Raw genomic sequence first — 24,376 nt, 5'->3', positions numbered from 1 at the left:
AGAGAACTAAAATCTCTCTATTACAAGAGCTTGTATCAAAAGTAAAAGTAAGGTATATATTCACCTTACTTTTTACTTTTAAAATTGACTTCATGATTTTTCGCAAGCAAATAGTATACGTAAGCAGCAAAAGTAGCAATTAAATAAGAAATAAAGGTCCATCCAATATTCCAACCATGCCCATATTGAACTTTATGAAATAAGAATCCAATGTACTCAAGCCCAGTTAATAAAATACTCAGCAGAACTAGGGTTAAAATTGGATTAGTTTTCTTCACATCAATCCAATACATTGCTGAGCAAGCTGCTAATGGATATAGTCCAATATAAAAGGGGAGTGCGGAAATCGTTTCATCATCTTCAATCAAAGGGGTGAAGTCCCAGAACTCTAGGTGAAATCCGATTGCGTTAATAAATGAAGAGACGATTGAGGAAACTGGAAATATGATTATTACAATGTTCGGGGCCTTTTTATACAAAAAAACACCAAATATCCAAGGGATAATAAAGCCTAAGATAATGTTTATTAGTATATTTCTCACTCCTATCGAGCAATGACATCAAATAAGACTCTAATTTCTAAACTTCATTGTGTTGAATGGTTTCCAGTGGAATCGAACGAACAAAAACAAGCAGTGATAAGAATGATAACAACGGCAAGTTCGTTTCTTTTCTACGATATAAAGCATGGAGACGAGCAATCAATTCCTCGAAAGCAAATGGCTTCAGCAAATAATTATCTGCCCCTGTATGCAATGTCCCACCACCACCTGTTTCAAATTTACTTCTATAGAAATGCGTGAATCAAAAATAACACTGCAAATGCTAGGCCACATCTTATATGCCATTTCTTATCGAGTCTTCTGTAACGGAATAAACCCGAAATCGGTACCGGTAACAGGATGATCAGTGCAAGTAGCCGCTAATGTTATTGAAATCCCATTTAAAACCATACATAAAAACGGCAACCGAATGGAGTGTAATAAGTGCAATAGCCAGAATGGCAATTGAGGTATGATATTTTTTGACAATACGAAGTAGCATAATTAAACATTTTTTTAGAAAATCTAATCTCCCCCAAATGCGCTGTTTAATGATAAATGCTAAAACATAATTCGCTAGCACAATGAATAAGGCTATTCGGGCATTGGATCCAAAACCCTTGAATGTTTGCTCAAAACGACGGTTATGTAATGTTGTTGATGGTAAATGAAACAGACACTAGAACTGACATATCACATAGATTGTGGACACAGCCATCGCACCAAATACCCATAAGCGTTCTTTCCGAGGAATCCATGATTGTTTTACTTCTTTTTTCTGCTGAGAAACCATCTAGACTCCTCCACTTCATAGTAATAGTTGTAATATACCCTCTTTATATGAGAATGAAATGAAAAGCATAGGTTATATTGAAGGGCATTATAGTTGAGGAAAAAATGCTAGGCGTGCGGGATTTCCATTTCACTCACGTTAGTTTGATAACTTCTTTGAACATCTAGCCCTGTATTGTCAGAGTTACTAATTGAAAATGTCATCTGTTTGTAGTAAATCCTTATCTTACGATAGTTTTCTTTTTGCTATCTCCAAAATCCATAAAGTTATAATCCCAATGGAAAAAAGTAATATCCCCAGAAATAAAATCATCCCAACAAGAGGAATGCTCATTAGTGAAACCAATAAGATCAAACCAGTTAATGAAATAATCCAGTTAGAACGACCAAACGTACCTTGAATTTTTTCACCTACTATAATACTTAAGGCAGCCATACCGATTATGAAAGCTAACAATACTAAAACGAGTAATAAAATTGCCACTGGAATCCCTATGACTGTAACAAGTAGAAGTACGGTTAGTGCAATCAAAATGAGACTACTGAAAAAACCTATATACAATAAGCGACCAGGTGACTGCCGCGCATGAGTCATGAATGGTTGTATCCGCTGTTTGAGGATTAGTATTGTCAATAAGGGCAGTAAAATCAAAATAATACTGATGGTTAATTGCAATAACCATATCCCAATGACTAGTCCTCCACCAATCAACAGACTATTTTGGGTAGCTTTATCAAAGGATAGATTGATTATCTCATCTGAGATGAATGCTCCTTGTTCTTGCTGTATCTTTCCACCTACAACTAAAACAAAACCATTTACCTTTGCAGATGCTTTTAAATTTAGGTCTCCGTTAAAAACAATAACTGAATCATTCACAGTTCCCCATATGGTCGTATCTGCACCGACAACCACTACATCATCAACCACCTGATTCGCAGGCACAACCGTATCTTGATGTTCAAAAATCCCTTTTGCCATAGCATTCGTCGGTATTGTAAATAAAAGGGCACAAAACATCAGTGCAATAAATAATAACCTTTTCTTTTTCACCAATTAGCCCCCTTAAACCCACTTGCTTTTAGCATGTGTTTTATTGAAATGCTCGATGCAACAATGAGAACGATCGAAAGCCCGACTAAGCCAGCAATGATATAAGTGTGCGAGCCTAAGATGTCTCCGAATACATGAATTAAATTATAAGCAACTTTAAGCATAATTGAACTAAATTTAAATAAGTAAGATCCCATAACTACCAAAACGATCGTAATGAAACACAGAACACTTATAAGCGGAAACAACAACCAATTGCTTCCTTTAGAAACATTTACGGGTGTAGCATTAAACCCAATTGCGTTGATTACCTTGTCTTCGAATCCTTCAGGAGCCTCAATCGAATGGTAGGCAGTAAATACTTGAGTTTTAATTCCCGATAAATCACTGAGCAACGCACTACATGCTAAGCATGTATCCAAATGTTCTTCGACTTGTTGTCGTTCAGTCTCAGTTAATTCGTTATCCATGTAGGCAGATAGCTGATCCTCTATATGGTTTGACATCTTAATCCTCCAATTCACGAATCATTTCTTTACGTAACAATAGTCGCGCTGCACTGATACGTGATTTTACAGTACCGAGAGGAATGTTGAGCATCCCTGAAATCTCATCATACGAATAACCCTCAATTTCTCTTAGAACAATTGCTTCTCTGTGTTCAGGACTCAAATTCCCCATCGCTTCTTCAATCGTCATTCGGAGATCTCTTCGTTCCATATCATTATTTGAAATCCGTGTTTCGATCAATTCGTCAGATACTGAATTCGTTCTCTTTTGTTTTTGTATTCGGTCATAGCATAAATTGGATACAATTCGTTTTAACCACGATGCAAAGGCATAAATATTATCCAATTTAGAAAGTGAATAAAACGCTTTAACAAATGCTTCTTGAGAAACATCTTCCGCCTCCATACGATCTGCCAGCATCCCATAGGAGTAACGAAATACGATATCTTTATAACGCTTGACGAGTAAGGCGAATGCTTCTTTGTCACCGCTTTTCGCCTTAGCGATTAAGTCATATAATTCTTGATCCACGCATACTCTTCCCCCCGCAGTACCATCCATCGATACAAAAAGACTTCAGATCAAGTCAAAAAGTTCACCTTGTTGTTTCGTATTAAGCGATAAATTTCCAACATTAAAATATTCAGACTCAGCCAAACCCCACCAAATACATATCCCGCAACTACGTCACTTGGATATTGAATGTCAAAATAAATTCGGCTAATACCAACGAGAAATGAGACAGCAATAACGAGGAGAAAAGCGATAGTGCGAAACCAAGTAATACTGACGTGTCGAACCAACAGGTAGGTAGCAAAACCTAAGAATATGATTGTAAGTAACGTTTGTTCACTTGGGAATGAATTTAAGAGGTTATTAGGTCCTACACGATGAAAAAGCCTCCGCAACCCTACATCCCAAATTTCTCCTCCAATTAAAACAAGCATTAAGAATTTAGTTTCTAAGATACGGTCTTTCCCTTTTATCACTATCCAAATAAGAGATAAAGCCGATATTGTCAGGAGTACTTGTAACGAAGATAAATATGTGAAGCCACTCATCCATGTTCCCCAAGCTTCATTAAAAACCACATGAACAATATAGCGTGTGACATCATCGAAATCAGCAAATTCTTTTGCTAAGAAGTCTTGAACTAATCCCGCCATAACGATGAAAAGTGTAAGAAACACGGCAAAAGATATTAAAACAAGAAATTTAACCTTACCTAGAGAACGAAAGGTTCTGACACCTTTGGTTAGTCCAATTATAAGCATTTCAAATAGTTGGGTTCTATATTTTTTAACTATATAGATCATAATGAAAATCACAGCCGCAATAATCCCAGCAATGAGTAAATATTTCGTGATCGTATGCTGGTATTGCTCCCATTTGGGACCGAGAATTTTTCCAAGTGAGATAAATGTGCCCGTCCATACAAATGCTCCTATACAGGAATAAGCTAAATATGTTCGATACGGCATGCGAGTAACCCCAGAGAAATACCCTGTAAAATGTCGAACACCAGGGATAAAAACTGCGATTATTAAAAGTTTATTTCCATAGCTCTCGAACCATAACGATGTCTTCTTTAACTTCTCAGGTCCAAAATGAAATCTCGATCCATATTTATTGATAAATGGCATTCCTAATCGGTACCCAATCCAATAAGATAATGTCATTCCGATCGTCGAACCAATTCCCGCTGTAAGAATACTTAAGGTCCAATTCATATCTCCTTTAAAAACCATAAGCCCTACATATGTCATAAGAACTTCACCCGGTAATGGCAAGGCGAGGAATTCGAATAGAAGAGCAATCCCTAAGACAAGATACCCATACTGATCCACTAAATTTTGAATGAAGTGTGTCATGTTTACCCCCACGAATATCATAGCAAAAAAATTATTATAGCTTAGAGAAGTTCGTCTTATACGTTGTTACTTTTTGCATACTTTTGATAAAAAATACCCTTGAGCTTAATACTCAAGGGTATTCGTCAAACCATAAATCTCCCCTTAAGATTGATCGATTTGGGTCTTTGGATTCTTTTTTACCAACCACTCATAAAACGTAGGAATGACCAGGAAACTGTTTAAAGTTGAAGTAATCATTCCACCTATCACGACGATACCCAGTGTTTGCGAAATAACCGTATCCGAACTATGGGTCAATGCCAGTGGCAATAGCGTTAAGATGGTTGTGCCTGCAGTCATGAAGATCGGTCTTACCCGAGAGAGACTACCATGCATAATCGCATCTTTGATAGCCATACCTTCTTTACGGTTTCTCTCAATTTTATCAATCAATACAATGCCATTCGTGACGACAATACCGGTTAACATCAAGACACCGATAAGCGCAGCTAAGTTCAATTCCCCTCCAAAGAGCATAAGGGCAAGCACAACACCACTTAGAGCAAGTGGAATGCTTAACAGTACGGCTAGAGGGGCTCTCCAACCCTTAAAGACTCCACTAGTAATCAGCAATACGAGTAAGATGGAAAATGCAACGGCAATGGACATATCCACAATCATTTGTTTAACTTGCTCTGTGATACCACCTGTCGAGTACGTTACTCCACTTGGTAGTGCGATGCTTTTCAATTTCTGGTCAACAGCGCTTGAAACTTTACTGATATCTATTGAAGTGATTTGTACGGTAACCGTTGAAAAGGATTGCCCATCACGTTCCTGAATAGATGACGGAGTTTGGTTAGGAGCGATGGTTGCCAATTGATCGATTCTAATTTTGTGCCCATCTGCTCCACTTACTGTTTCAGAGGCAAGTGCTCCAAACACATCAGTTGACGTTGCATTCGTATTGGGTACACGAGTGATGTACATATCCACTGGAATCAACTTATGATCTACCTGAATATCAAAGTCTTTACCGCCAATCATGTATTGCCCAATTACTTTGGTAACGTCCTGAATGTTCACTCCGGCCTGTTCAATTTTAGCTCGATTAAGTGTAATGGCATATTTGGGTGTTCCGTTCGTTAGATCAGTCGCCCCTTGTACGCTAAGACCCTGTACTTCAACTAACTTGCTTCTAACGAGCTGTGCCGCGTCATCAAGTGTTTTCTGATCAGCTCCGGAAAGCATGATCTTCATCTGCTTATCATCACCTGCAATACTTTGATTCGATACGGTATAAACTACTTTTTGATTTAATTGGGGTAAAGTTTTTTGTAAATCTGAAATGACAGCATCTATACTATTTTTATCCTTTAATGCAACAGTCATATTGGCTATGTTAGGCAGCTGAATAAATCCGCCCCCAGCATCAAATACGTCATCGGCTTGTGGCATCATCGTTGATCCGAAATTGGCTGAATACGAAGCGACATTCGGATTTACCTTCAGCACGTCTTCAACTTTTTGGACTTCTGTATCCACTTCAGGAAGTGCGCTACCCTTCGGCAGTTCAATTTGAATCGCTACATCTCCTGAATTTGCCGTAGGCAGCAGGCTCACTGGAAGCGTAGTTGCAAATATTGCAGCAACGATGAAAATAAGTAGTGAAATCGAAGTAATCCATTTCTTATGACTAAATGCAAAACGCAGAACTGGTTTCATCATCGGCTCAAGTGTTACGGATTTTGAGGTGTCATTTCTCCAACCCATAAATGCAAAAGTTGGAACGACTAACATCGCAACAAAGAAAGATACAATAAGTGCAATGACGACAGACCATGCAAAGCCAGAGTAAGATGCGCTAATGACACCACCAACCATGGCAATAGGTACATAGACAGCGATCGTTGTTGCGGTAGAAGCAAAAATAGCTGGCAGCATTTCTTTTACAGCAGATGAAAGCACATGTAAAGTGGATTGGTCCTTATTCTCCTGATATTTGCGATACATATTATCAAGAACAACAATGGAATCATCAACAATTCTCCCCATTGCAACAATCAAACCGGACACGGTCAAAATGTTAAGTGTAATACCCATCGATTTCAGAACAGCTGTAGTGGCAAGCAGTGATATTGGCAGCGATACAGCAATGAGCAGTGTCGAACGCACATTCCGGAAGAAGAAGAAAACGCACAACATAGAGAACAGGCAACCCAAAAGTCCTTCGCGTACAAGACCTAATAGGGAAGCATTTAACTCATGTTCGCGGTCAAGCATCACGTTTAACGAAACGTCATTATTTTTAATTGGCGCTATTTGCGCTACGCGCTCTTTGACTAGTTTGGCTACTGCCGTAATATTCGATGACGGTGTTTTTAGAACATCTAGAAGGATGCTTGCTTTTCCATTAGTGCGGGATACGGTTTTAATGTCAGTCAGCGAATGGGATAGATCAGCCACAGTAGATAACGGGAAGTTGGTGCCTTGCTTGTTTTTTATCGGAATATTGCTTAACTCTTGGTCTGTTAAGTTCCAACCATTCACCGTTAATGGAAACGAGTCTTTATTGTTAGACACTTTACCAGTGGACCAATTCGGCAGCGCGGCAGTTAGTGACTGATTCAAATCATCCATGGTTAAACCACTCTTCATTAAATCCTGCATCCTAACACTTAAAACATAACCATTGTTTGCTGCTCCAGTGACACGCACATCTGCGACTCCCGGAACGGATTTCAGTTGTTTAGCTATATCAGCCTCGACCGAAGAACGAAGTGTAGTTTCGTCAATGTTTGTACTGTTTGAAGTTAAGCTATAGCTCAAAATTGGAAATGTACTCGTCGTTACACGAGTGATAACCGGAGCCCCAACGTCAGTTGGCAGCACTGCGCTTGATAACGCTTGTTTGATGTCACTCTCTGCTTGTTTCATATCAAAATCCATTGGATAGTACAGATTCATTAAAAGTCCGCCATCATAGGAATTCGTTTCTACATCCATTAAGCCATCAGAAGACCTAATAGCATCTTCTAATTTTGGTGTTACATTTAGTTTGACCTGATCCGCCTGATAAGATGATGCCCGTACTGAAACAAGCAGTGTTGTATTATTAATGCCTGGTAAGTAATCACGCTGCATTTGAAAGGCAGAGACACCGCCCCAAGCTAAAATAAGCAGCATACAGACTACAACTAGAATCGCCCTTTGCATTGAACCTTCGATTATTCTTTTCATTATTCCAACCTCATTCCTTTTTTTCTCTTATTGAGTAAAGCATTGAAATACCGCTGAAACATAACGCAACAGAACCAATTTCAGAAACAATCAAATTTTCCAAAACCGACTGATGACCAGTAATCGCCAAAACATATAGTAGGATCCCAAAACAAAATATATAAAAATTTAGAAAAGTATTTTGCATGGCACACTCCTTAGTAGAGACATGTATATTTGTGTGGCCTTCTTTCTTGTTTTCTCTTATTACAAAATGAAAGGACTGGGCTTATGCAACTAAAGTTCAGAATGGTTCTAATTAATTAAATGGTACATTTTTCAAATGATGTGTAATTGGTTTTCAATATGCGATACCTTCACTTTTTCACCTAATCCTTTAAATAAAAAGAGGATCTGCCGGGTAGCAGATCCTGATCAATTGTTTTTTATAAAGATTCACGGCAACAGCCTAGTGACTGTAATTTCCGAATACTTTATTTGCATTTATTTAGAACAATAAGAAATATTCGCACATAAAATGATCTCATCATAGAATCATTGGAGGATCAAAATGTATTGGATATATCCGTATGAATATCGTTCCACAATTCAGCCAATTTGGAATGTAAACTTACAGCAAGCTTTAGAATTAGTGAAATAATCCGTACAGGGTGAACGAAACGATGAGTTGTTCTACGATGAACATATTAAGCTTGCACCAACATCTGAACAGTCTGCCCTTATTGCCTCCATACGTGATTATGAACAGGGGCATAATCAGATGTTTCGCGGTATTTTACAAAGATCTTACTGGACACGAGATACATGGCGTTAGCAATGAACTATACCCAAAAGTACATTCTTATACTGAAGGATTAAAACAAGCTATCCAAGGTGAATGGTCTGCAGTTGAGAAATATCGGCAAATGTGGTTTGGTCTACCCACTGGTATTTATCGTGATACCTAGTATGGCATTATATTATATGAGCAAAAACATGCAAGTAAATACAACTATTCGCTCACATTGAATCGGAAATGATTATCTTACGCATAAAAAGCCAATTTGTTTGCCTAAAGGCCGACGATATTGGTTTTTTTATATTAAACAATACAGAGATTTGTACCGATGATGTGCTCTTTTTGGTTCGACCACAAGAAAACCGCATTCTAAAAAGGCGGTTTTAAATAGCATTATTATTTCCTCGATCTAACCACGTGATAGGCATTACTAATAAGCAGTCCGATAAATAAGTACATTAGGCCACCAAAAAAACCATAAATAACAACACCTACTATTGCGCTTAGCACACCAAAAATCACTTGATCCTTATTGGAGACTGGGGAGGTTGGTGGGTCTGTCAGCATAAATAGAGCAAAGAACAGCGAAGCGTTTATAAAAGGCGGTCGAAATGCATCGGCAGCTTCTCCGACATGCATGAAACCCATTAGAAGCAATAACAAAAAATAAACACTAAGAAATGCAAACACTTGTGGGAATTTGTTCACGCGATTGGTAACCACGTAACCGCCTACTAAAAGTAATCCAATTGTCCACACCGGTAGATCCCCAAATGCTCCCCACCAGCTCTGCCCCGTTTGAAAAAAGAGAATAGACAAGAGTAGGCCGAAGGCAGCTGGGTTAAATACTGATTTTTTCTTAAAAACAATAAGGTGCTTAGATAAAATAGCCATGATTACAGTAATAACTACCAAATACCACGAGGTTGTTGTGCTTAAAATTAAGCCTATAATGATCCCTGTTATAACAGCACCATCTGCTAGCCATTTTTTTCTTTTCCCCAACAGAAAACAGATCCAATCCATCCCTACAGCTGTAACCAGAGCAATCATGACATTGTAACTTCCTCTTATATCTGAAGATAATACCTCAGCTATAACTAGAAAGGCTACCAAGCAAATAATAACATAGCTCTTTGGTTTTTTATGCCATGGATGAGTAGACATTTATATCCCTCCAACCCTTTCCACATATAACTTGGGTGTAATCAAAATTCCCTTCAATTCCATTTCAATCATCAATTTTTTGCCTTGATCCAACCCATATAAACAAATGACCGTTGAGAAGACATCTGCCAACATGGCGTAAGGAGCCACAATACTGCAGCTAAGCAAACCATGAGGCGATTGCTTGCTGTTCGGGTAAATAATATGATGTACATCTGCGCTGACTTTGCTTTTACGCTCGTAGCCGCCAGATGTACATACCGCTTCGTTCGATACTTCAATGGTGTCTATGATATGATCCTTGTGTACTGGATGCTGAATTCCAATTCGCCAAGCTTGGCCCACCTCATCTACCCCACCAGCATAAAGGTCTCCACCAGCATTAATAACGAAGCCCTGAAAACGAGCCAGCGTCTGGGAGGCGATGTCGATAGCAAATCCTTTCGCAACTGCACCTAAATCAATTACCATTGGTTTATGCAAATACATCGTGCTGTCTTGCTCTCGTAAGACGATATCTCGATAGGTAGCGTTTTCTGAAGCTAGATTCGAGCTGATTTCTCCAGTTAAATAATGCCGATTAAATCCATAATACTCCATTGTATTTCCGATTGATGGATCAAAGATCCCTTCCGTCGATTCCGCCATTTCCAAGGCAAATTTCAAGGGTTGAAATAACCACGAACTGATCGGAACATGGGTCCGAACCTGTTGACAGGCTTTCATTAATTCACTATCAGGAGTGAAACGACTGCACGATTGTTCTACTTTCCGAAACGCTTCAAATGCATGCTCGATCACAGGTTCCACCTCAGCCACTGGAAGGGAGCTAACGACCTTTATTTCAACGACGGTATCCATAAATAACTTGGTTTTTTTTACAATATGAACCATTATGCATTCCGCGCTTGTGTAAGTGCGTTTTCAATAGCATCTTGAAAAGCTTGTGTACTATACGTTGCGCCTGAAACATTCTGTACTTGAGCGCTTTGCTTTTGTATTACCTCTTCAGGTAATCCAACAACGTCTTTTTCGGAATAATGCATGGCAAAGTGACTGATTTCGACGTCGGTTATTTTATCATTTGAAATGGTCACTTTTACTCCAATGGAACCACGCCGATTACTTCCACTTCCCTCGAAGGTGCCACTCTTATATTGGCTTTTGATCTGGCTATTAACTGTATGAGTATTGGTTTGAATTTGCTGCTGTGGTTGCGATAGTGCAGCTTGCGTTTCTGTCGTTATATATCCAGCACTATACATGACGCCAATGGCTGTCGTACAAAGCACAACCCATTTTTTATCCATTTTAGCCATATTCATTCCTCCAACTTACGTAAGAAGTACTTGTGATATCCTGCTTCACCTTTCATCTACTTCATTCATGATACATCAAGTAAATGAAATTAAACTGAAATCGGCTCTGACTGGAATTCAATTTCGAATATACTTCCTTTCCCTTCTTCACTCGTAACATGAATGTAAGCACCGTGACTGCTTAAGATGTCCGCGGCAATAGAAAGACCTAATCCTGCGCCACCCAATTCTCGTGAACGTGCTTTATCTACTCTGTAGAATCGCTCGAATATGCGTGCGAGTTCTTCCCTGGGTATACCAATACCCGTATCAGCTATTTGTAACGTTGGTTTACCGTCTTGTGAAGTGCGATATGAGATCATTACTTGTCCACCAGGTGGTGTATACTTAATCGCATTATCAAGTAAGATATAAACTAACTGCTTTATTTGATCTAAGTTCCCGTGAATGTATGTAAGTTCATGTTCAATTACGGGGGCATCCAACTTTAAAATAATTCCTTTCACGAGTGCCAGAGGCTGTATCGCCTGATACATTTGATGAGAAACTTGAACTAAATCAACTTTTTCCATCTTTATTGGAAGAGATTTCGAATCACTGCGGGCTAACGTTAGTAATGACTCTACAAGCCGGATCATCCTTTTCACCTCATCCTGTAAACTATCTAGGATATGCTGTTCAAACTCGGGCAATGTATCCTTGCATTCCTCCAATAATTCTACGGATGAATGAATAACACTCAGTGGTGTCCTTAGCTCATGAGATGCATTTGTTGTGAACTCAACTTGGCGAGCATAGGATTTTTTTATAGGGACCATTGCTTTGCCTGCAAAGAAATAAGCTAACCAGATCGCAATGGATAATAAAACAACGGTAGAAAGCATTAAGATTAGCCTGATTGTACGTAGGAGCGCTTCATTTGAGGATATGTCGATGGCCATCCAATATACGCCGCCAGCGTCATTTAAAATTTGAGAACTGACAAGAAAGGTTTGCCTTTCCCCACTTTCATCCACATAAAACCGTTCACCATTCTCACGTTTCATTTCATTTCGTTGTGACCAATTTAAGAGTTGATTGGACATTGCTGTGTAACGACTAGGTGAAATCTGGATTTTCTGATCCGGACTCACCCACACAATTAATTCGTCAGAAAGTAAGAATATCCACTCAACATTCTTGGTAGATCGAATTCCTTTCGTTTGCTCCTCAATGCGATGCTCCCATTGCTGGGACATTTTATTCTTTAGATCTTCTAATTTCTGAATTTCATTGTGTTGAAGAGTTTCCTGTAGAATCAGATAAAAAAAAGCAGTTATGAAAATGATAACAACGCCAAGGATACTGCCGAAAAATATCGTCAGTTGCTTTCTTGTTCGTTCGAACATCATTTCCCCCCTTCTACAACCAAGCGGTAACCAAGTCCACGTACATTTTGTATAATTTTATCTGAAAATGGGTCGTCCAGCTTCTTACGCAGTAATTTAATGGTGGCATCAACTGTATTCAGTGTAATTTCCGCATCTATGCCCCATACGCGGTCACTTAACTGCTCTCTACTTAATATTTGTTTAGGATGCTGTGACATAAAGGACAACAATTGAAATTCGCGGCGCGAAAGAGGAATCGAAACCCCGTTTCTACTCACTTCAAATGTACTATGGTCAATGACAAGTGTATCGCCAAATATTTTAGTATCCGCTTCCCAGTTCGTTTCTTTTCTACGATATAAGGCATGAAGGCGAGCAATCAATTCCTCAAAATCAAATGGCTTCACCAAGTAATCATCTGCACCGGCATTTAATCCTTGAACGCGGTCAGTAACGGAATCTCGTGCCGTTAGCATAAGGATAGGCGTCCGATTCTTCTTCATTCGGATTTCTTTGCACAGTTCAATACCGGTTTTGTGTGGAATCATCCAGTCCAATATATAAATATCGAAGGTGACTCTTTCCATTAAATCCAATGCATACTCCGCATCTAATGCCCATTCCACTTGGTACAGTTGCTTCTTAAGCTTATATTGAATCAGCTCGCCAAGCTTCACATCATCTTCAACCAGTAAGATATGCATAGACCTACCACCAACTTCCTCAATTAAATCGCTATAAAAATGCATGAATCAAAAATAACACAGCAAAGGCTAGTCCACATCTTAGATGCCATTTCTTATCGAGTCTTCTGTAGCGGAATAAACCCGATATCGGTACCGGTAATAGGACGATTAGTGCAAGAAGCCCACTAATGTTGTTGAAATCCCATTTAAAACCATACATAAAAACTGCAACTGCATGGAGTGTAATAAGCGCAATAGCAAGAATGGCTATTGCAGCATGAAATTTTTTGGCAATGCGAAGTAGCATAACCAACCCTTTTTTCAGAGCAGCTAATTTCGTCCAAATCCGCTGTTTTATTATAAATGCTAAAACGTAATTCGCTAACACTACGAATAAGGCTATCCGGGCATTAGAGCCATAATCTTTGAATGTATGCTCAAAGCGACGATTGTGCAGCGTTGTTGCTGGTATGTGAAAAAGACTCCAAAGTTGCCATATCACATAGATTGTGGCTACTCCCATCGCACCAAATACCCACAAGCGTTCTTTCTTAGGAATCCATGACTGTCTTACTTCTTGATTTTGCTGAGCGCCCATCTTACTTCCTCCACCTTCATTATGAATAGTTGTAATATACCCTATCTTTCTGAAAATGAAATGAAAGCGGAAAACCGAAATAATCCGTATTTGTTTAGTAATGAAAGGCGTCAACCTCGAGAGGGTTAGAATGCGAAAGCTCACGCGGATCCAGGCATGGGACTTTTTCTTCTGGCCGTACCGGGGATGCCTAACTTACAAGCATTTCGCTTTTCTATAGCATAAGGTGTAATCATGAAAGGAGTGGCTGATTTTATGAAAATCACAATCGCAGCAGTCGGGGATTTGTTGATGAAAAAGCAGATGATCGCCTCGGCCGCACGGGAAGGCGGATTCGCCCCTATTTTTTCAAAAGTGAAGCCCTATCTGCGGAAATCTGATTTAACGATAGGTAATCTTGAGACGACCTTCTCCGGCAAACATTTCCGCGAAGAACCTGGAAAACTGTTATTCAACTCTCCGGACAAATTCGCTGCTACGCTCCGGAACTTGGGCTTCGATGTAGTAGGCACAGCCAATAACCATTGTATGGACGGGAAACTATCTGGTTTGAGGCGAACATTAAACGTCCTCGATCGACACGGTCTGCGACATACGGGCACGTATCGCACTGCCCGGGAAGCCCGCAAGAAACTGATTGTTAACGTAAAGGGTATCAAAATCGGAATATTGGCTTATACGAAAGGTACGAACGGAATCCCAGTCCCGGCGCCGTCGTTAGTCAACCGGCTAAACCAGAAAAAAATAATAGCAGACGTACGCAGCTTGAAGAGTAGAACAGATTTTATCATCGCCTGCCTACATTTCGGAAAAGAATTTCGAACTCATCCCGACCGCCACCAGATCCATCTCATTCAGCTGTTGTTTAATAATGGTGTGAATGTAGTGTTGGGAGCGCATCCCCATGTGCTGCATCCTATCAGAATGTATAAGGTGAAGGATATCGACGGACTTACTAGAAATCGGGTAGCAGCGTCTTCTCTTGGAAATTTCGTATCCACCGAACTTCCTCGGCATACAGCTAGACTGCGAGGAACAATCTTGATGTTAACCTTGACGAAAAATGCAAAAGGGATCACGGATGTGTTGAAAATATCATGTTTGCCAACCCGTATTTTACAAAATGTAGAGAAGAAAAACGTTTATCGGGTTGTGCCGGATCGATAGTGTTAAACATTGTAGAACAGACATTTTGGGGACATAAATGTGCACTAAAGGAACCTTGGTTGTAAGTATATAGTTGTGGAGTCCAAACAACCATTAACTGTTATTCATAATACTAAAAGAGTATGAATACTGATGCTTGGGGTGAAGGCATGGTTTACTGAAATAACAAGATAGGCAAATACAAAGCCCTATAAACAAATGAGTAACTAGCTCTTAATCTGCCACCAACAATCCTTGCAACCGAAGTAAACGTGGAGGGGATGTTGGAATAATATCGAGTCGTTTATCTAAAGCCGAGTAATGGCACCGGAGGCTATGGTATTTTTAAGTTGTCTCGCACAGATACCCGATATCGGTTGGCGAATGACACGCGGCAACCGTTCATTCGCAACCTTTAAGCGAACATACGTCGCTTTTCAGAAAGCAAAAAGGAAGAAAACCTACTTGGTGCAGAAGGGCATACGCTTACTCCGCTATCATGAGCTTCCGTTTGATCTGGTTATTATGATACAGAGAAACCGACAGCGTAAGTGGGAGGTAACCGGAATCGTGGGACGATTAGCCATGCCTAATAAGGTCGTGACCAACAATCATAGCGGGGGGCGGCCGATGCCAGTTGGAAAGCTGCTTTCCCCATTTACGCCTAAAAAGGAGTAGGTTTCCTATGTGGAATCGCTTAAGGCGCTAGGTATAATGATCAGTAAACATATTGAGTGGAATTTTTCCGAATTTTAGTTCGTATGGGGTGGATATAGGCATTGATAAAGAGATGAAGCCTTGGATCATAGAGGTCAATACACGTCCAGATAAATACATTTTTAATGCCCTTTCCGATAAGCGGATGTTTCGTAAAATCATACGATACGAAAGATTCACTAATTTAAGTAGATGATGTAATTAAGCTCTGGACAATAGAGGGGTAAGAAAACCAATTCAAGACTTTAACTCAGATACTTACCATTAAAGACATTTCAGTATTATTGACTAAAGGGACGCTAACTGCCCTTTTTCTTGAGTTGTATCTTCTCCCCTCCATAAACAATCTTCCTCTTTCGTTCGGGGCTCATCACTCTTAGCTTCATGCCACCAGCGGACATACGGAATATGAGGAATTTGACGCGCTACCATTGCTTAATGCCTACAGAACGACTAGCAGCGGACTTTAGCGTCTGTATTCGGCCAATACCAGCTCCACGTTTTGCTACTTGTTGTCGGATGACAAGATTGTATTCCGATAAATGACAAGAAGTTGTTCCGATTGAAAAAAAATAAAAAAGCCTCGAGGGGCTTCCTGAAAATATCTAAATTTTTAATATATCTTTCGGTTAGACTTGTATATGAAGAACTATTAACTGCTAATGCCAATGGATGATGTGATATTTCTATTGGTTTAATTTTTTTTTCGTTTTTGAATTGTATGGGCAAAATAAATTATTTTTTTGATTTACTACTACTAATACTACTACTTCTTATGTCATGATCTACAATGAAAATTGTTAATTCTGTGGAACTAGTTGGATATAGTAACTTCAATATCACTAGAGGTATTTCTTTATGCCTATTTTTAGTTAATTCATTGTAATTTGGTACGACCTATTTAGCTGCCCCCTCAACTTCCAATGCTTTCCAGCAGTTAAAATAGTGTAGATAAACAACAGCGATAAATTTCATCATAATCCACTTTAATAAAGCTATATTAAATATTTTTGTTGATTATTGTTTCTTAATAATAATTTAATTAAATTTTCCAAGTCGGTGTCAAAGAAACCCGATAGCAATTCAAACCCACGAAGTGTTTTTGAAGGATTAATAATAAAATCATCACTGAAAAAAACTTATCCCCCATAAATGAGTGTTTGCAAAATACATAACTATATGCATATGGGCAGATTTCGGGATAATCCCCCTTTTCTACTTTTCTTAATTCGCGAAACCTTTGAATACAAGTTTTATGTTTAGTTAATTCACCGTATAATAAGTGGTGCTCAATCGATTTAAATACGTTAACGCTTTGTTTATACATATATTTATATAGAGGCATATTTGCACTTTTAGAAGCTAGATTAAAATCCAGATCAATAAAGTAATCGTGAAAGCATTCCTTGTTATCAATGCTAAATTTAGATATTGTTAATGGAACCTTTTGGTGGTTTATTGAAGACTGACCATTACCACCGTATGATATATGAGAATCAGTGTCCTCTAGTAACTCAACAATTTTTTTAATCGGATTCATTTGCGCAGCTGCGTACTCAGGTAAGAACAATATACTTTGATTTAGTGAATTAAAGTTTGTACTTAGCCATTTCAAAGTAATTTCACATTGTATTTCAAATTTGTTTCCCCAGTTGAACCATCGTTTTTTTAAATCGGCAAATTGAAACCTACATTTGCATGTAAAGGCAGCTGCTAATGCAGTATCAGAAAATTGATAAGGTATTGAATTACAGTTTGAACAGGTATATATTAATTTTTTCATGTGAAATGGGCAGTGTTTCAATAATTTAAATTGATGTAAAACACTGTGATATCCATCTTCGATACATTGTTCACACCATATTAAGTCTTCGTTAAACCAGTCATTGAGATCCGTTGAGATCCTTGTTACATTGTTAAGTAATTGATTGATGGTCTCTTTGTTTTGTTTGATTATATTAACTCCTAAAGAGTTTGAAAGTGAAACTTCATCAAACCCAAACATTGTTAGTAAATTATTATGTCTTTGTGCCTTAACAGGTCCTTTCATCGTTTTGACTTTATCATTTCCTAAGTGTTTTAATAGCGGGCCTCTTCTAATAATAACATTAGAGTAGCATAATTTTTCTAGAATTGACCAAGTCGATTCAAAGGGACGAATCCACTCTGTTCTCCAGTTATATTTTTCCATTGATTCATTCCCCCCTGTTCTCATGTATTAAGCGAGCGCCATAAATATTTCTGATTCAACATAGCCAGAATTTGAATAGCTTCTCTCCAATGATTAGTTGTTAACCATTCGATTCCGTTACCAGTTGTTCCATTCAGTTTTAAAGCATTTTCTACGGTTAAAGTAAAATACTCCTTTGGAATCTCCATTTTCTTAGACAGTCCATGTTCCTTTCGTAAATCTTTAAATAAATTGAACAAATCATTTGCGTAAGATTTCAAACGTTTACCTTTAGCGAAAGCATCAGGGAAAAAATATCGAGTATAGCTACACTCACTGTTTTCGGGATACTCGGATACTTCGTCATAACACATTAAACAATGTTCAATTTCTTCTAATGACCTGATTCTATAAAATCCTTGTTCATTTGTCATAAATCTTCCAATTATTTGAGCTTTTTTTTGCTCTAAAAAAATTCCCTCCTAGCGAGTAACTCAGATTGCCCTACTGAAATAACGGTCATGCTGATTTTTTCATAATCAAGATCATTATAAATATCCATAAGCCAGTTATAATGATACTCCGTTAGTCGTTGGGCCTCATCAATTACCAACATGATTCGGCGCATTTGTGACCTTTCCCCTTGCTCTAGCATCAGGTTAACAATTTGTCTTCTCATAAGGGAAGGATTTCGTTTAGATGGAAATGCGAACTTAAAATCGGCTAATAGATCTCCGAAAAATTTTTCCTCTGTTGGTACTCGATAACTTTTACATTGTGTTCTCAGTATTGGAAAAAACGTTCCCAATTGCGTTGGTAAATAATTCAATGCAAATTCTACGGATCTACTCTTTCCAATTCGTGGTCTACCATAGACAATCATGCCTGGTAAACGATTAATCACGATTTTAGTGAGGCTTTCCATGAGACGTTTTACTTCCATAGTGGGGAGAATATATCCACCTTGTTCAATAGGATGTGTACCAGCGGGAACAACGGGTCTGCTCATTTTTTACTCCTTATGATATAACTTAGAATGTAATTGTCTTATATTTTGAAAGAAACTCATCTATGTTTCCTGAAACTTATTTGTATCATTAAAAAATATTTGACATTGATACTGTGATGTATTAACATGTTTTCTTTGTTTACACTTACACTAGAGGTGTAAACATGAAAGACAACTCGATTTTACCAATGGTTGGAAAACGCATCCGTCAGATTCGTAAGTTAAAAGGTTTTACACAAGAAGAGTTAGGGGAAAAATGTGGGTTCCATTTTTCTTATATTGGTGGGGTTGAAAGAGCCGAGAAGAATATATCTTTAATTAATGTTCAAAAGCTTGCTGACGCGTTAGAGGATTCCGTTCAAGAGTTTTTTCTTATGAAAGATCATCTTCTCGTAAAATTTCGGAGCGTGAAAACGTTATGACAGAGGTAAATGAACTACTTATAGAAATGAAGACTTCTGATCTAAAAAAGTGAGACTGTTCTTAACCGAAATTATGAGCAACAAATAGGACACCTAGAAACAAGGGTGTCTTGTTTTCTTTTGTTAGTAACTGCGCTTTTTCATATTCAAAATTTCATTAAAAACTACCTTCCTTTAAAAAGCCCTCCATTCACTAAAATGTTATAATCCGATCTCCACATGTCTCATGGATGTTAACCCTCCCATGTCTCACAGAGTCTATGCTCTCGCATTCCTTCATTCAACCTGTCCATGAGGTCGAGGTCGGATATGCTGCCTGATAGGATACGTGCGTATTTTAATGTTATTCCGACTTCTCCGTGCTTCGTTGTCCAATCTTTACTTTTTTCTTCGTTATCCTAATTGAGCTATATGTTATGCAGCTGATTCTAAGTTAGAAAATCGAAGGATATTCTGATGCATTTTAATTCACTGAAAATGTGCCCCTTCTTCATAATTCCAAATAAGATCCTAATCAATCTGCTACAGAGTGCTCCTGTTTCAATCCCCTTTGACTTCGGCAACCGAATATTTTTCTTTACTGTCAAGCGGATCTCGCTTCACTTTTTGATATAGATAATTCAGTTTATTCCGTAATTACTTTCCATTCGAACTCCTCGGCGCAAGCTTGAATAAGCCGACAGAATGTACGATTATGACCAAGAAAGAAAGAAAAAATATTGTATCGATTCCTACCCGGTTCGTAAGAAACTAGAATACGATGTTTCATTCGTTACATAGCAGCTTGAATAAAAGCATGGGAGTTTTCGTTTCCGATCAAGGTTATGTAAGCATACAGAGAGTGATCCTCGACTTCATCCAGAAGACTCACACCTGCACACGAGAATTCTGTGACAATTCCTTTTTGCTTTAGTAGAATCAAAGCTTGAAGCAACTGTTCATCCACAACCGTATTGTCGAATACAGCAATTCTTTTATTCCCAATAGAGATCTTCTCACGTGCTATCCAATGCAATAATTCCTCCCCGCGGCGATGCCACTGAGCTTTGAAGTGTTGGCTTAGTGTTACTTCTCTGGGATCGGGAACTGAAGCTCGCATGACATTAAACCTGCTCTCAGTTTTTTTGATGTAACCCCGGACTTTACGTCAGGGGCTGGTTTTCATTGTGTTTTACCGCTCGCTAAATTAATATCTTACTTCCTCCTTCCTTATCCTGCATTCATTGAAGAATTAAAGTTCTGCAGTTTATTTACGAAACGGGTTGCAAGTTTCCTCGGCGATCACATCACAAGGGCATACGTCCAAGCAAGCACTATGAACCGAACGTATAAGTATACAGTAGTTAAAAATCACTTGAAGGGAATGAGTAAACATGGGAGCAGTAGGTTATGGTGAAGGTTATGGGCATCGTTCATCCGCAATGGTCTTGGTTCTTTTTATTCTGTTGGTTATTATAACAATGACTTTTGCAATTTAAATTTCCTAAAGTAATTCAAAAATATCAGAACCACGGCCATATTCGCATCTAGTTCGCGAGAAATTGTTTTGAGAAAATATAGTTTTTTCTTAGTGCTTAGGTTAAGTTAAGTCCCCTGTTTAAGCACTAATTGCTACCCGCGTACGTTCTTTAATAGGTGATTGGAAATGGAATATAATGCGGAGGACGTAGCCCAAGCGAAAGCGCGGGAGCGTTCTTTTTATTGAGCTAACGGGCTGTTTAATGGAATAAAATGGATGATATAATGGGCAATAGTTGATAAAGGGGGCAATCATTATAATTACTCATTACGAACAATTTCAATTAAACACGGTCTCCATTCAAGGGGAGGAAGTCAATCGTGCTGTTTCGAAAAACTATTACAACCGATATACCGCAGTTAATAAAATTTCGTAAGATATTGCTATGTCATGAGGACGACAGTAGTATGGATGGATGCGGTTTCATCAGGTGAAAAATGAGTATATCAGGAAGCGGCTGAACGAATTCTTCTATCGTTAATCGAGGTATAGTATCCAACCTTGTTAATGAGGCAATAGACGAATTGAAGACACAAGGAATAAGAAAAATCCTACTACAGCATTAGCGGTCACGTATTGGCTTCGTTCCGGATGGCATTAGCGGACGTAACCAGCCGTTTTCCGAATGCCTGATGACCGTTAATGCGCTGTTATGCGGTCATTCAAAAAAATACGAGGTCAATCAATTCTTCATTCGACCTATACTGACTCAGGATCGGTACATTACGAATCCTCTCTGAAACAATCATGACGAGAAAGTGATATACATACGCGCTATCGATTCGCGCGGCGGGATTTATAAAAAAATTTCCTTTTTGTATTATAATTTAAGGAAAGGGAGGTCTCCAAATGTGGGTAAAATTTTAGTTACAGGGATTACGGGAAACGTTGGACGGGAAGTTGCAGAATCACTAAAGAAAGACAATGTTCAAATGGTATGCGGTGTTCGCAACGTTGAAAAGGCACAGAAGCAATTTCAAGGTGAATACGAGTTTGTTACGCTTGACTTTGTAAATCGGGAAACATTTGATCAAGCATTGGAAGGTGTTGATCGCGTATTTCTTAATTATCCACCAGAAACGCCATTTAATGATTTTCATGCTTTTATCTACAAATCAAAAGAAAAGGGTGTCCGGCACCTGACTTATTTATCGGTAAAAGATGTGCAGTTCTTACCTTTTGTCCCACATCACAAGAATGAAAAGGTGATAGTTCAGTCCGGCATCCCATTTACTTTTTTACGAGCAGGCTACTTCACGCAAAACTTGAACATGTTTTTGTTGGATGAATTAGTAAAGCATGACCGTATTTATGTTCCTTGTGGTAAAGGTAAAACCAGTTTTATTGATTTACGTGACATTGCTGAAGTGGCTGCCATGACTTTGCTCAATCCCAATAAAAATCAAAATAAAAAGTATGTTCTTACGGGTAATAAGGCACTCGATTTCTATGAAGTTGCAGATATCATGACTCGAGTTCTCGGACGCAAAATTTTCTATTCTAACCCTAGTTTGAAGGAATTCAAGACGTACATGATGCAGAAAGGTTATGAAGCCAAGTATGTGAACTTGGTTGGGGGGCTTCATACGTTTACAAAACTGGGCATGGCAAAAGGCATAAAGCCAGATTTCACGCAAATTACGGGGCGTATTCCACGGACTGTTGAAGCGTATGTACACGACTATAAAGCTGTTTGGGACAAGGTAGTATTTTAATAAATTCGAAACGCTATAACTAAATGATTCATCCAAAAATCGAAAACAGTATTTTGAAAAGTTTCAAAAGCCTAAACTGCATTATAACTTTAGTTCAATTAAACAAGGAGCAGTTAAGCCCTGCGGCAGTTGCTCCTTGTTTTCATTCATTAAGCTATTAGGCAGCATTGCGTGGCACTTCCAAGTTAAAATAAGGGGATGGAAATAGAGAATAAACAACGTAAAAATGGCTCTTTCGCAAACAATGCGAAAAGAGCCATTTTTAATTTTATAAAGGGTTTTATCGAATTTTTTCACCGTTGGCTACGCCATCGATGACTTTATTGATTTTTTCTGCCGTAATTTTGCCGGCGTCTTCCTGACTAATCTTGCCGTTCCGGACTGCTTCGTCCATAACTTGGGCAAATTGAAGTGTAATCACATCAATTAACTGTTGACGGGAGACGCCTTTCGCCTGTGCAATATCAGCGAATGATTTGCCTGCATTCAAATTCTGTACGTAAGACTGCTTATCCAGGCCCAACAAATCGAATAACGGCTTCAGATCGAAGTCAATGGCTTGGGCTTCTTTAATTTTCCCGGCACCTTTGATGCTTTCGTGTCCTTTTATTTCGTTAATGAATTGCTTCACTTTCTGCGCTACTAAATCCGCCTCTTGTTCTTTGGTGAATTTGCCGCGCTGCACGGCTTCGTCGTAATCTTTGGTCACTTCAGGCGTCAGGGCATCAACGAGCTGCTGCACGGGAATGCCTTTCTCCTTTGCGATGTCCATAAACGATTTCCCAGCTTCGAAGGCGTCTCTGTATGTCTGCTTACTCAGGCCGAGCACATCGAAGAGCGGTTTCAGATCGAAGCCGGCGCTTGCTTCCTTCTTGGTGGAGGCATCCAGTATTTTCTTAACTTGTGTGACGGATTTTTCAGCCGGTTTTGGACTTGCCGCAAATGCGCTGATCGGCACCAATGCGACGAGTACAGCTGTTACGGAAGCGATTTTGATCATTCTAGCGTTCATTTTCATGCAGATTTCCTCCTGTAAATTGGATGTAACCCAAATTTTATAGGGCTCTGATGTATATATTAATTAAAATACAATGAAGTTATCATGAAATTCTATGTGACTGCATTTCATGTTAATTTCATCATGTCTTGATATAATTTGAATACTGAGAGGAAACAAGGAGCATAATTAATGAATATTTTGCTTGTGGAAGATGATGAAACGTTAGGGCCGTTAATTCAATACAAATTTAAAAGGGCGTTCCACGAAATGGATTGGACGGTAGGAGTCCAGGATGCGGAAGCCTATATTGAGATATGCAATTATGATGTGTATGTTTTCGACTGGATGCTTTCCAATGGATCTGGTCTGGAACTGTGCCAAAGCTTGCGCAAAAGGGGCGATTACACTCCGGTACTTATTCTGACCGCCAGGGATGCGGTAGAAGACAGGGTGAAAGGCTTGGAACAGGGGGCCGACGACTATTTAGTTAAGCCATTTGCCATAGAAGAATTGGTGGCAAGGGATAGAAGCGCTTGGCAGACGTAAGCATGCGGATTGGAATATTGTGCAGTGACCTCTCTGGTAAGGACATTATTCATATTTGGTTGTTCGAGTTCTACTACGATCCGTTCAAACATGCTAGTAAAATGGGAGTGACTTTAGAAGGCGATAAGTAAGATTAAAGATCCCGACTAATTTAGAAGATTTCGAAATCCAAGCTGATAAATTAGCAGATGATGATGTTTTATAAGTGATAAGAACCTACACT

At 38.8% G+C, this 24,376-nt stretch carries 25 protein-coding genes; 7 read left to right on the top strand and 18 right to left on the bottom strand.

Annotated features, from left to right (window positions below):
- Positions 1 to 65 precede the first annotated feature (65 nt).
- The 13 genes from A8709_RS35605 to A8709_RS15480 all read right to left on the bottom strand — a co-directional run bounded on the left by A8709_RS35605 (position 66) and on the right by A8709_RS15480 (position 13,909).
- Positions 66 to 542 (bottom strand): CBO0543 family protein, encoded by a 477-nt coding sequence (locus A8709_RS35605; protein WP_341833426.1) that lies wholly within the window; start codon positions 540 to 542, stop codon positions 66 to 68.
- Between the two features lie 37 nt (positions 543 to 579).
- Entirely contained in the window at positions 580 to 756 is a 177-nt protein-coding gene (locus tag A8709_RS35170) for a response regulator (RefSeq protein WP_244163219.1), read from the bottom strand.
- A gap of 804 nt (positions 757 to 1,560) precedes the next feature.
- A complete protein-coding gene (locus A8709_RS15535) occupies positions 1,561 to 2,388 on the bottom strand; it encodes a hypothetical protein (RefSeq protein WP_065853260.1) in 828 nt (275 codons plus the stop codon).
- Positions 2,385 to 2,894, bottom strand: a complete 510-nt coding sequence (locus A8709_RS15530) for an anti-sigma factor family protein (protein ID WP_065853259.1) — start codon at positions 2,892 to 2,894, stop codon at positions 2,385 to 2,387. The genes A8709_RS15535 and A8709_RS15530 overlap by 4 nt, the downstream gene beginning before the upstream one ends.
- A 1-nt stretch (position 2,895) precedes the next feature.
- Entirely contained in the window at positions 2,896 to 3,429 is a 534-nt protein-coding gene (locus tag A8709_RS15525) for an RNA polymerase sigma factor (protein ID WP_065853258.1), read from the bottom strand.
- Between the two features lie 50 nt (positions 3,430 to 3,479).
- Entirely contained in the window at positions 3,480 to 4,769 is a 1,290-nt protein-coding gene (locus A8709_RS15520; protein WP_065853257.1) for a VTT domain-containing protein, read from the bottom strand.
- Positions 4,770 to 4,913: 144 nt separating this feature from the next.
- Entirely contained in the window at positions 4,914 to 7,991 is a 3,078-nt protein-coding gene (locus A8709_RS15515) for an efflux RND transporter permease subunit (protein ID WP_065853256.1), read from the bottom strand.
- Positions 7,992 to 9,165: 1,174 nt separating this feature from the next.
- Positions 9,166 to 9,936, bottom strand: coding sequence for an RnfABCDGE type electron transport complex subunit D (locus A8709_RS15505; protein ID WP_065853255.1), 771 nt, complete (start codon positions 9,934 to 9,936; stop codon positions 9,166 to 9,168).
- On the bottom strand, positions 9,937 to 10,797 hold the full coding sequence (locus A8709_RS15500) for an FAD:protein FMN transferase (protein ID WP_244163208.1): 861 nt from the start codon (positions 10,795 to 10,797) through the stop codon (positions 9,937 to 9,939).
- Positions 10,798 to 10,829: 32 nt separating this feature from the next.
- Positions 10,830 to 11,255, bottom strand: a complete 426-nt coding sequence (locus A8709_RS15495) for an FMN-binding protein (RefSeq protein ID WP_065853253.1) — start codon at positions 11,253 to 11,255, stop codon at positions 10,830 to 10,832.
- A gap of 89 nt (positions 11,256 to 11,344) precedes the next feature.
- Positions 11,345 to 12,643, bottom strand: coding sequence for a sensor histidine kinase (locus tag A8709_RS15490; protein ID WP_065853252.1), 1,299 nt, complete (start codon positions 12,641 to 12,643; stop codon positions 11,345 to 11,347).
- A complete protein-coding gene (locus A8709_RS15485) occupies positions 12,643 to 13,329 on the bottom strand; it encodes a response regulator transcription factor (RefSeq protein ID WP_065853251.1) in 687 nt (228 codons plus the stop codon). Before A8709_RS15485 ends, A8709_RS15490 begins: the two co-directional genes overlap by 1 nt.
- Before the next feature lie 31 nt (positions 13,330 to 13,360).
- A complete protein-coding gene (locus tag A8709_RS15480; protein WP_065853250.1) occupies positions 13,361 to 13,909 on the bottom strand; it encodes a hypothetical protein in 549 nt (182 codons plus the stop codon).
- Between the two features lie 255 nt (positions 13,910 to 14,164).
- Between A8709_RS15480 and A8709_RS15475 the strand changes: the two genes are divergently transcribed.
- The 3 genes from A8709_RS15475 (at position 14,165) to A8709_RS35690 (ending at position 15,968) form a co-directional block, all read left to right on the top strand.
- A complete protein-coding gene (locus A8709_RS15475) occupies positions 14,165 to 15,076 on the top strand; it encodes a CapA family protein (protein ID WP_065853249.1) in 912 nt (303 codons plus the stop codon).
- Positions 15,077 to 15,391: 315 nt separating this feature from the next.
- Positions 15,392 to 15,733: a YheC/YheD family protein gene (locus A8709_RS15470; protein WP_065853248.1), complete on the top strand. Its 342-nt coding sequence runs from the start codon at positions 15,392 to 15,394 to the stop codon at positions 15,731 to 15,733.
- Positions 15,734 to 15,785: 52 nt separating this feature from the next.
- On the top strand, positions 15,786 to 15,968 hold the full coding sequence (locus tag A8709_RS35690; RefSeq protein ID WP_141692548.1) for a YheC/YheD family protein: 183 nt from the start codon (positions 15,786 to 15,788) through the stop codon (positions 15,966 to 15,968).
- An 846-nt stretch (positions 15,969 to 16,814) separates the two neighbouring features.
- Here the strand turns inward: A8709_RS35690 and A8709_RS15465 are convergent.
- Genes A8709_RS15465 through A8709_RS33710 form a run of 3 tightly spaced genes read right to left on the bottom strand, consistent with a single transcriptional unit; the run spans position 16,815 to position 18,951 of the window.
- Positions 16,815 to 17,963 carry a hypothetical protein gene (locus A8709_RS15465; protein ID WP_065853247.1) on the bottom strand — a complete coding sequence of 383 codons (1,149 nt, stop codon included), beginning with the start codon at positions 17,961 to 17,963 and terminating at the stop codon, positions 16,815 to 16,817.
- Positions 17,964 to 17,983: 20 nt separating this feature from the next.
- A complete protein-coding gene (locus tag A8709_RS33715) occupies positions 17,984 to 18,376 on the bottom strand; it encodes a hypothetical protein (protein ID WP_084224965.1) in 393 nt (130 codons plus the stop codon).
- Between the two features lie 32 nt (positions 18,377 to 18,408).
- On the bottom strand, positions 18,409 to 18,951 hold the full coding sequence (locus tag A8709_RS33710; RefSeq protein WP_084224963.1) for an AAA family ATPase: 543 nt from the start codon (positions 18,949 to 18,951) through the stop codon (positions 18,409 to 18,411).
- 164 nt (positions 18,952 to 19,115) lie between these two features.
- Between A8709_RS33710 and A8709_RS15455 the strand changes: the two genes are divergently transcribed.
- Positions 19,116 to 19,373, top strand: a complete 258-nt coding sequence (locus tag A8709_RS15455) for a helix-turn-helix domain-containing protein (RefSeq protein ID WP_065853246.1) — start codon at positions 19,116 to 19,118, stop codon at positions 19,371 to 19,373.
- Positions 19,374 to 20,145: 772 nt separating this feature from the next.
- Here A8709_RS15455 and A8709_RS15450 read toward each other — a convergent pair.
- Positions 20,146 to 20,472, bottom strand: a complete 327-nt coding sequence (locus A8709_RS15450) for a hypothetical protein (RefSeq protein WP_244163207.1) — start codon at positions 20,470 to 20,472, stop codon at positions 20,146 to 20,148.
- 1,271 nt (positions 20,473 to 21,743) lie between these two features.
- On the opposite strand from A8709_RS15450, the gene A8709_RS15445 reads away from it, so the two are divergent.
- Entirely contained in the window at positions 21,744 to 22,607 is an 864-nt protein-coding gene (locus A8709_RS15445) for an SDR family oxidoreductase (protein WP_065853245.1), read from the top strand.
- A gap of 280 nt (positions 22,608 to 22,887) precedes the next feature.
- Here the strand turns inward: A8709_RS15445 and A8709_RS15440 are convergent, their stop codons facing one another.
- A complete protein-coding gene (locus A8709_RS15440) occupies positions 22,888 to 23,625 on the bottom strand; it encodes a hypothetical protein (protein ID WP_065853244.1) in 738 nt (245 codons plus the stop codon).
- A gap of 171 nt (positions 23,626 to 23,796) precedes the next feature.
- On the opposite strand from A8709_RS15440, the gene A8709_RS15435 reads away from it, so the two are divergent.
- Positions 23,797 to 24,153 carry a response regulator gene (locus tag A8709_RS15435; protein WP_065853243.1) on the top strand — a complete coding sequence of 119 codons (357 nt, stop codon included), beginning with the start codon at positions 23,797 to 23,799 and terminating at the stop codon, positions 24,151 to 24,153.
- A gap of 2 nt (positions 24,154 to 24,155) precedes the next feature.
- Entirely contained in the window at positions 24,156 to 24,284 is a 129-nt protein-coding gene (locus A8709_RS35445) for a hypothetical protein (protein ID WP_279615869.1), read from the top strand.
- Positions 24,285 to 24,376 lie beyond the last annotated feature (92 nt).

Origin of the sequence: Paenibacillus pectinilyticus (assembly GCF_001700435.1) — a bacterium.
Lineage (GTDB): Bacteria > Bacillota > Bacilli > Paenibacillales > NBRC-103111 > Paenibacillus_E > Paenibacillus_E pectinilyticus.
This window is presented reverse-complemented; position numbering and strand designations above follow the sequence as displayed.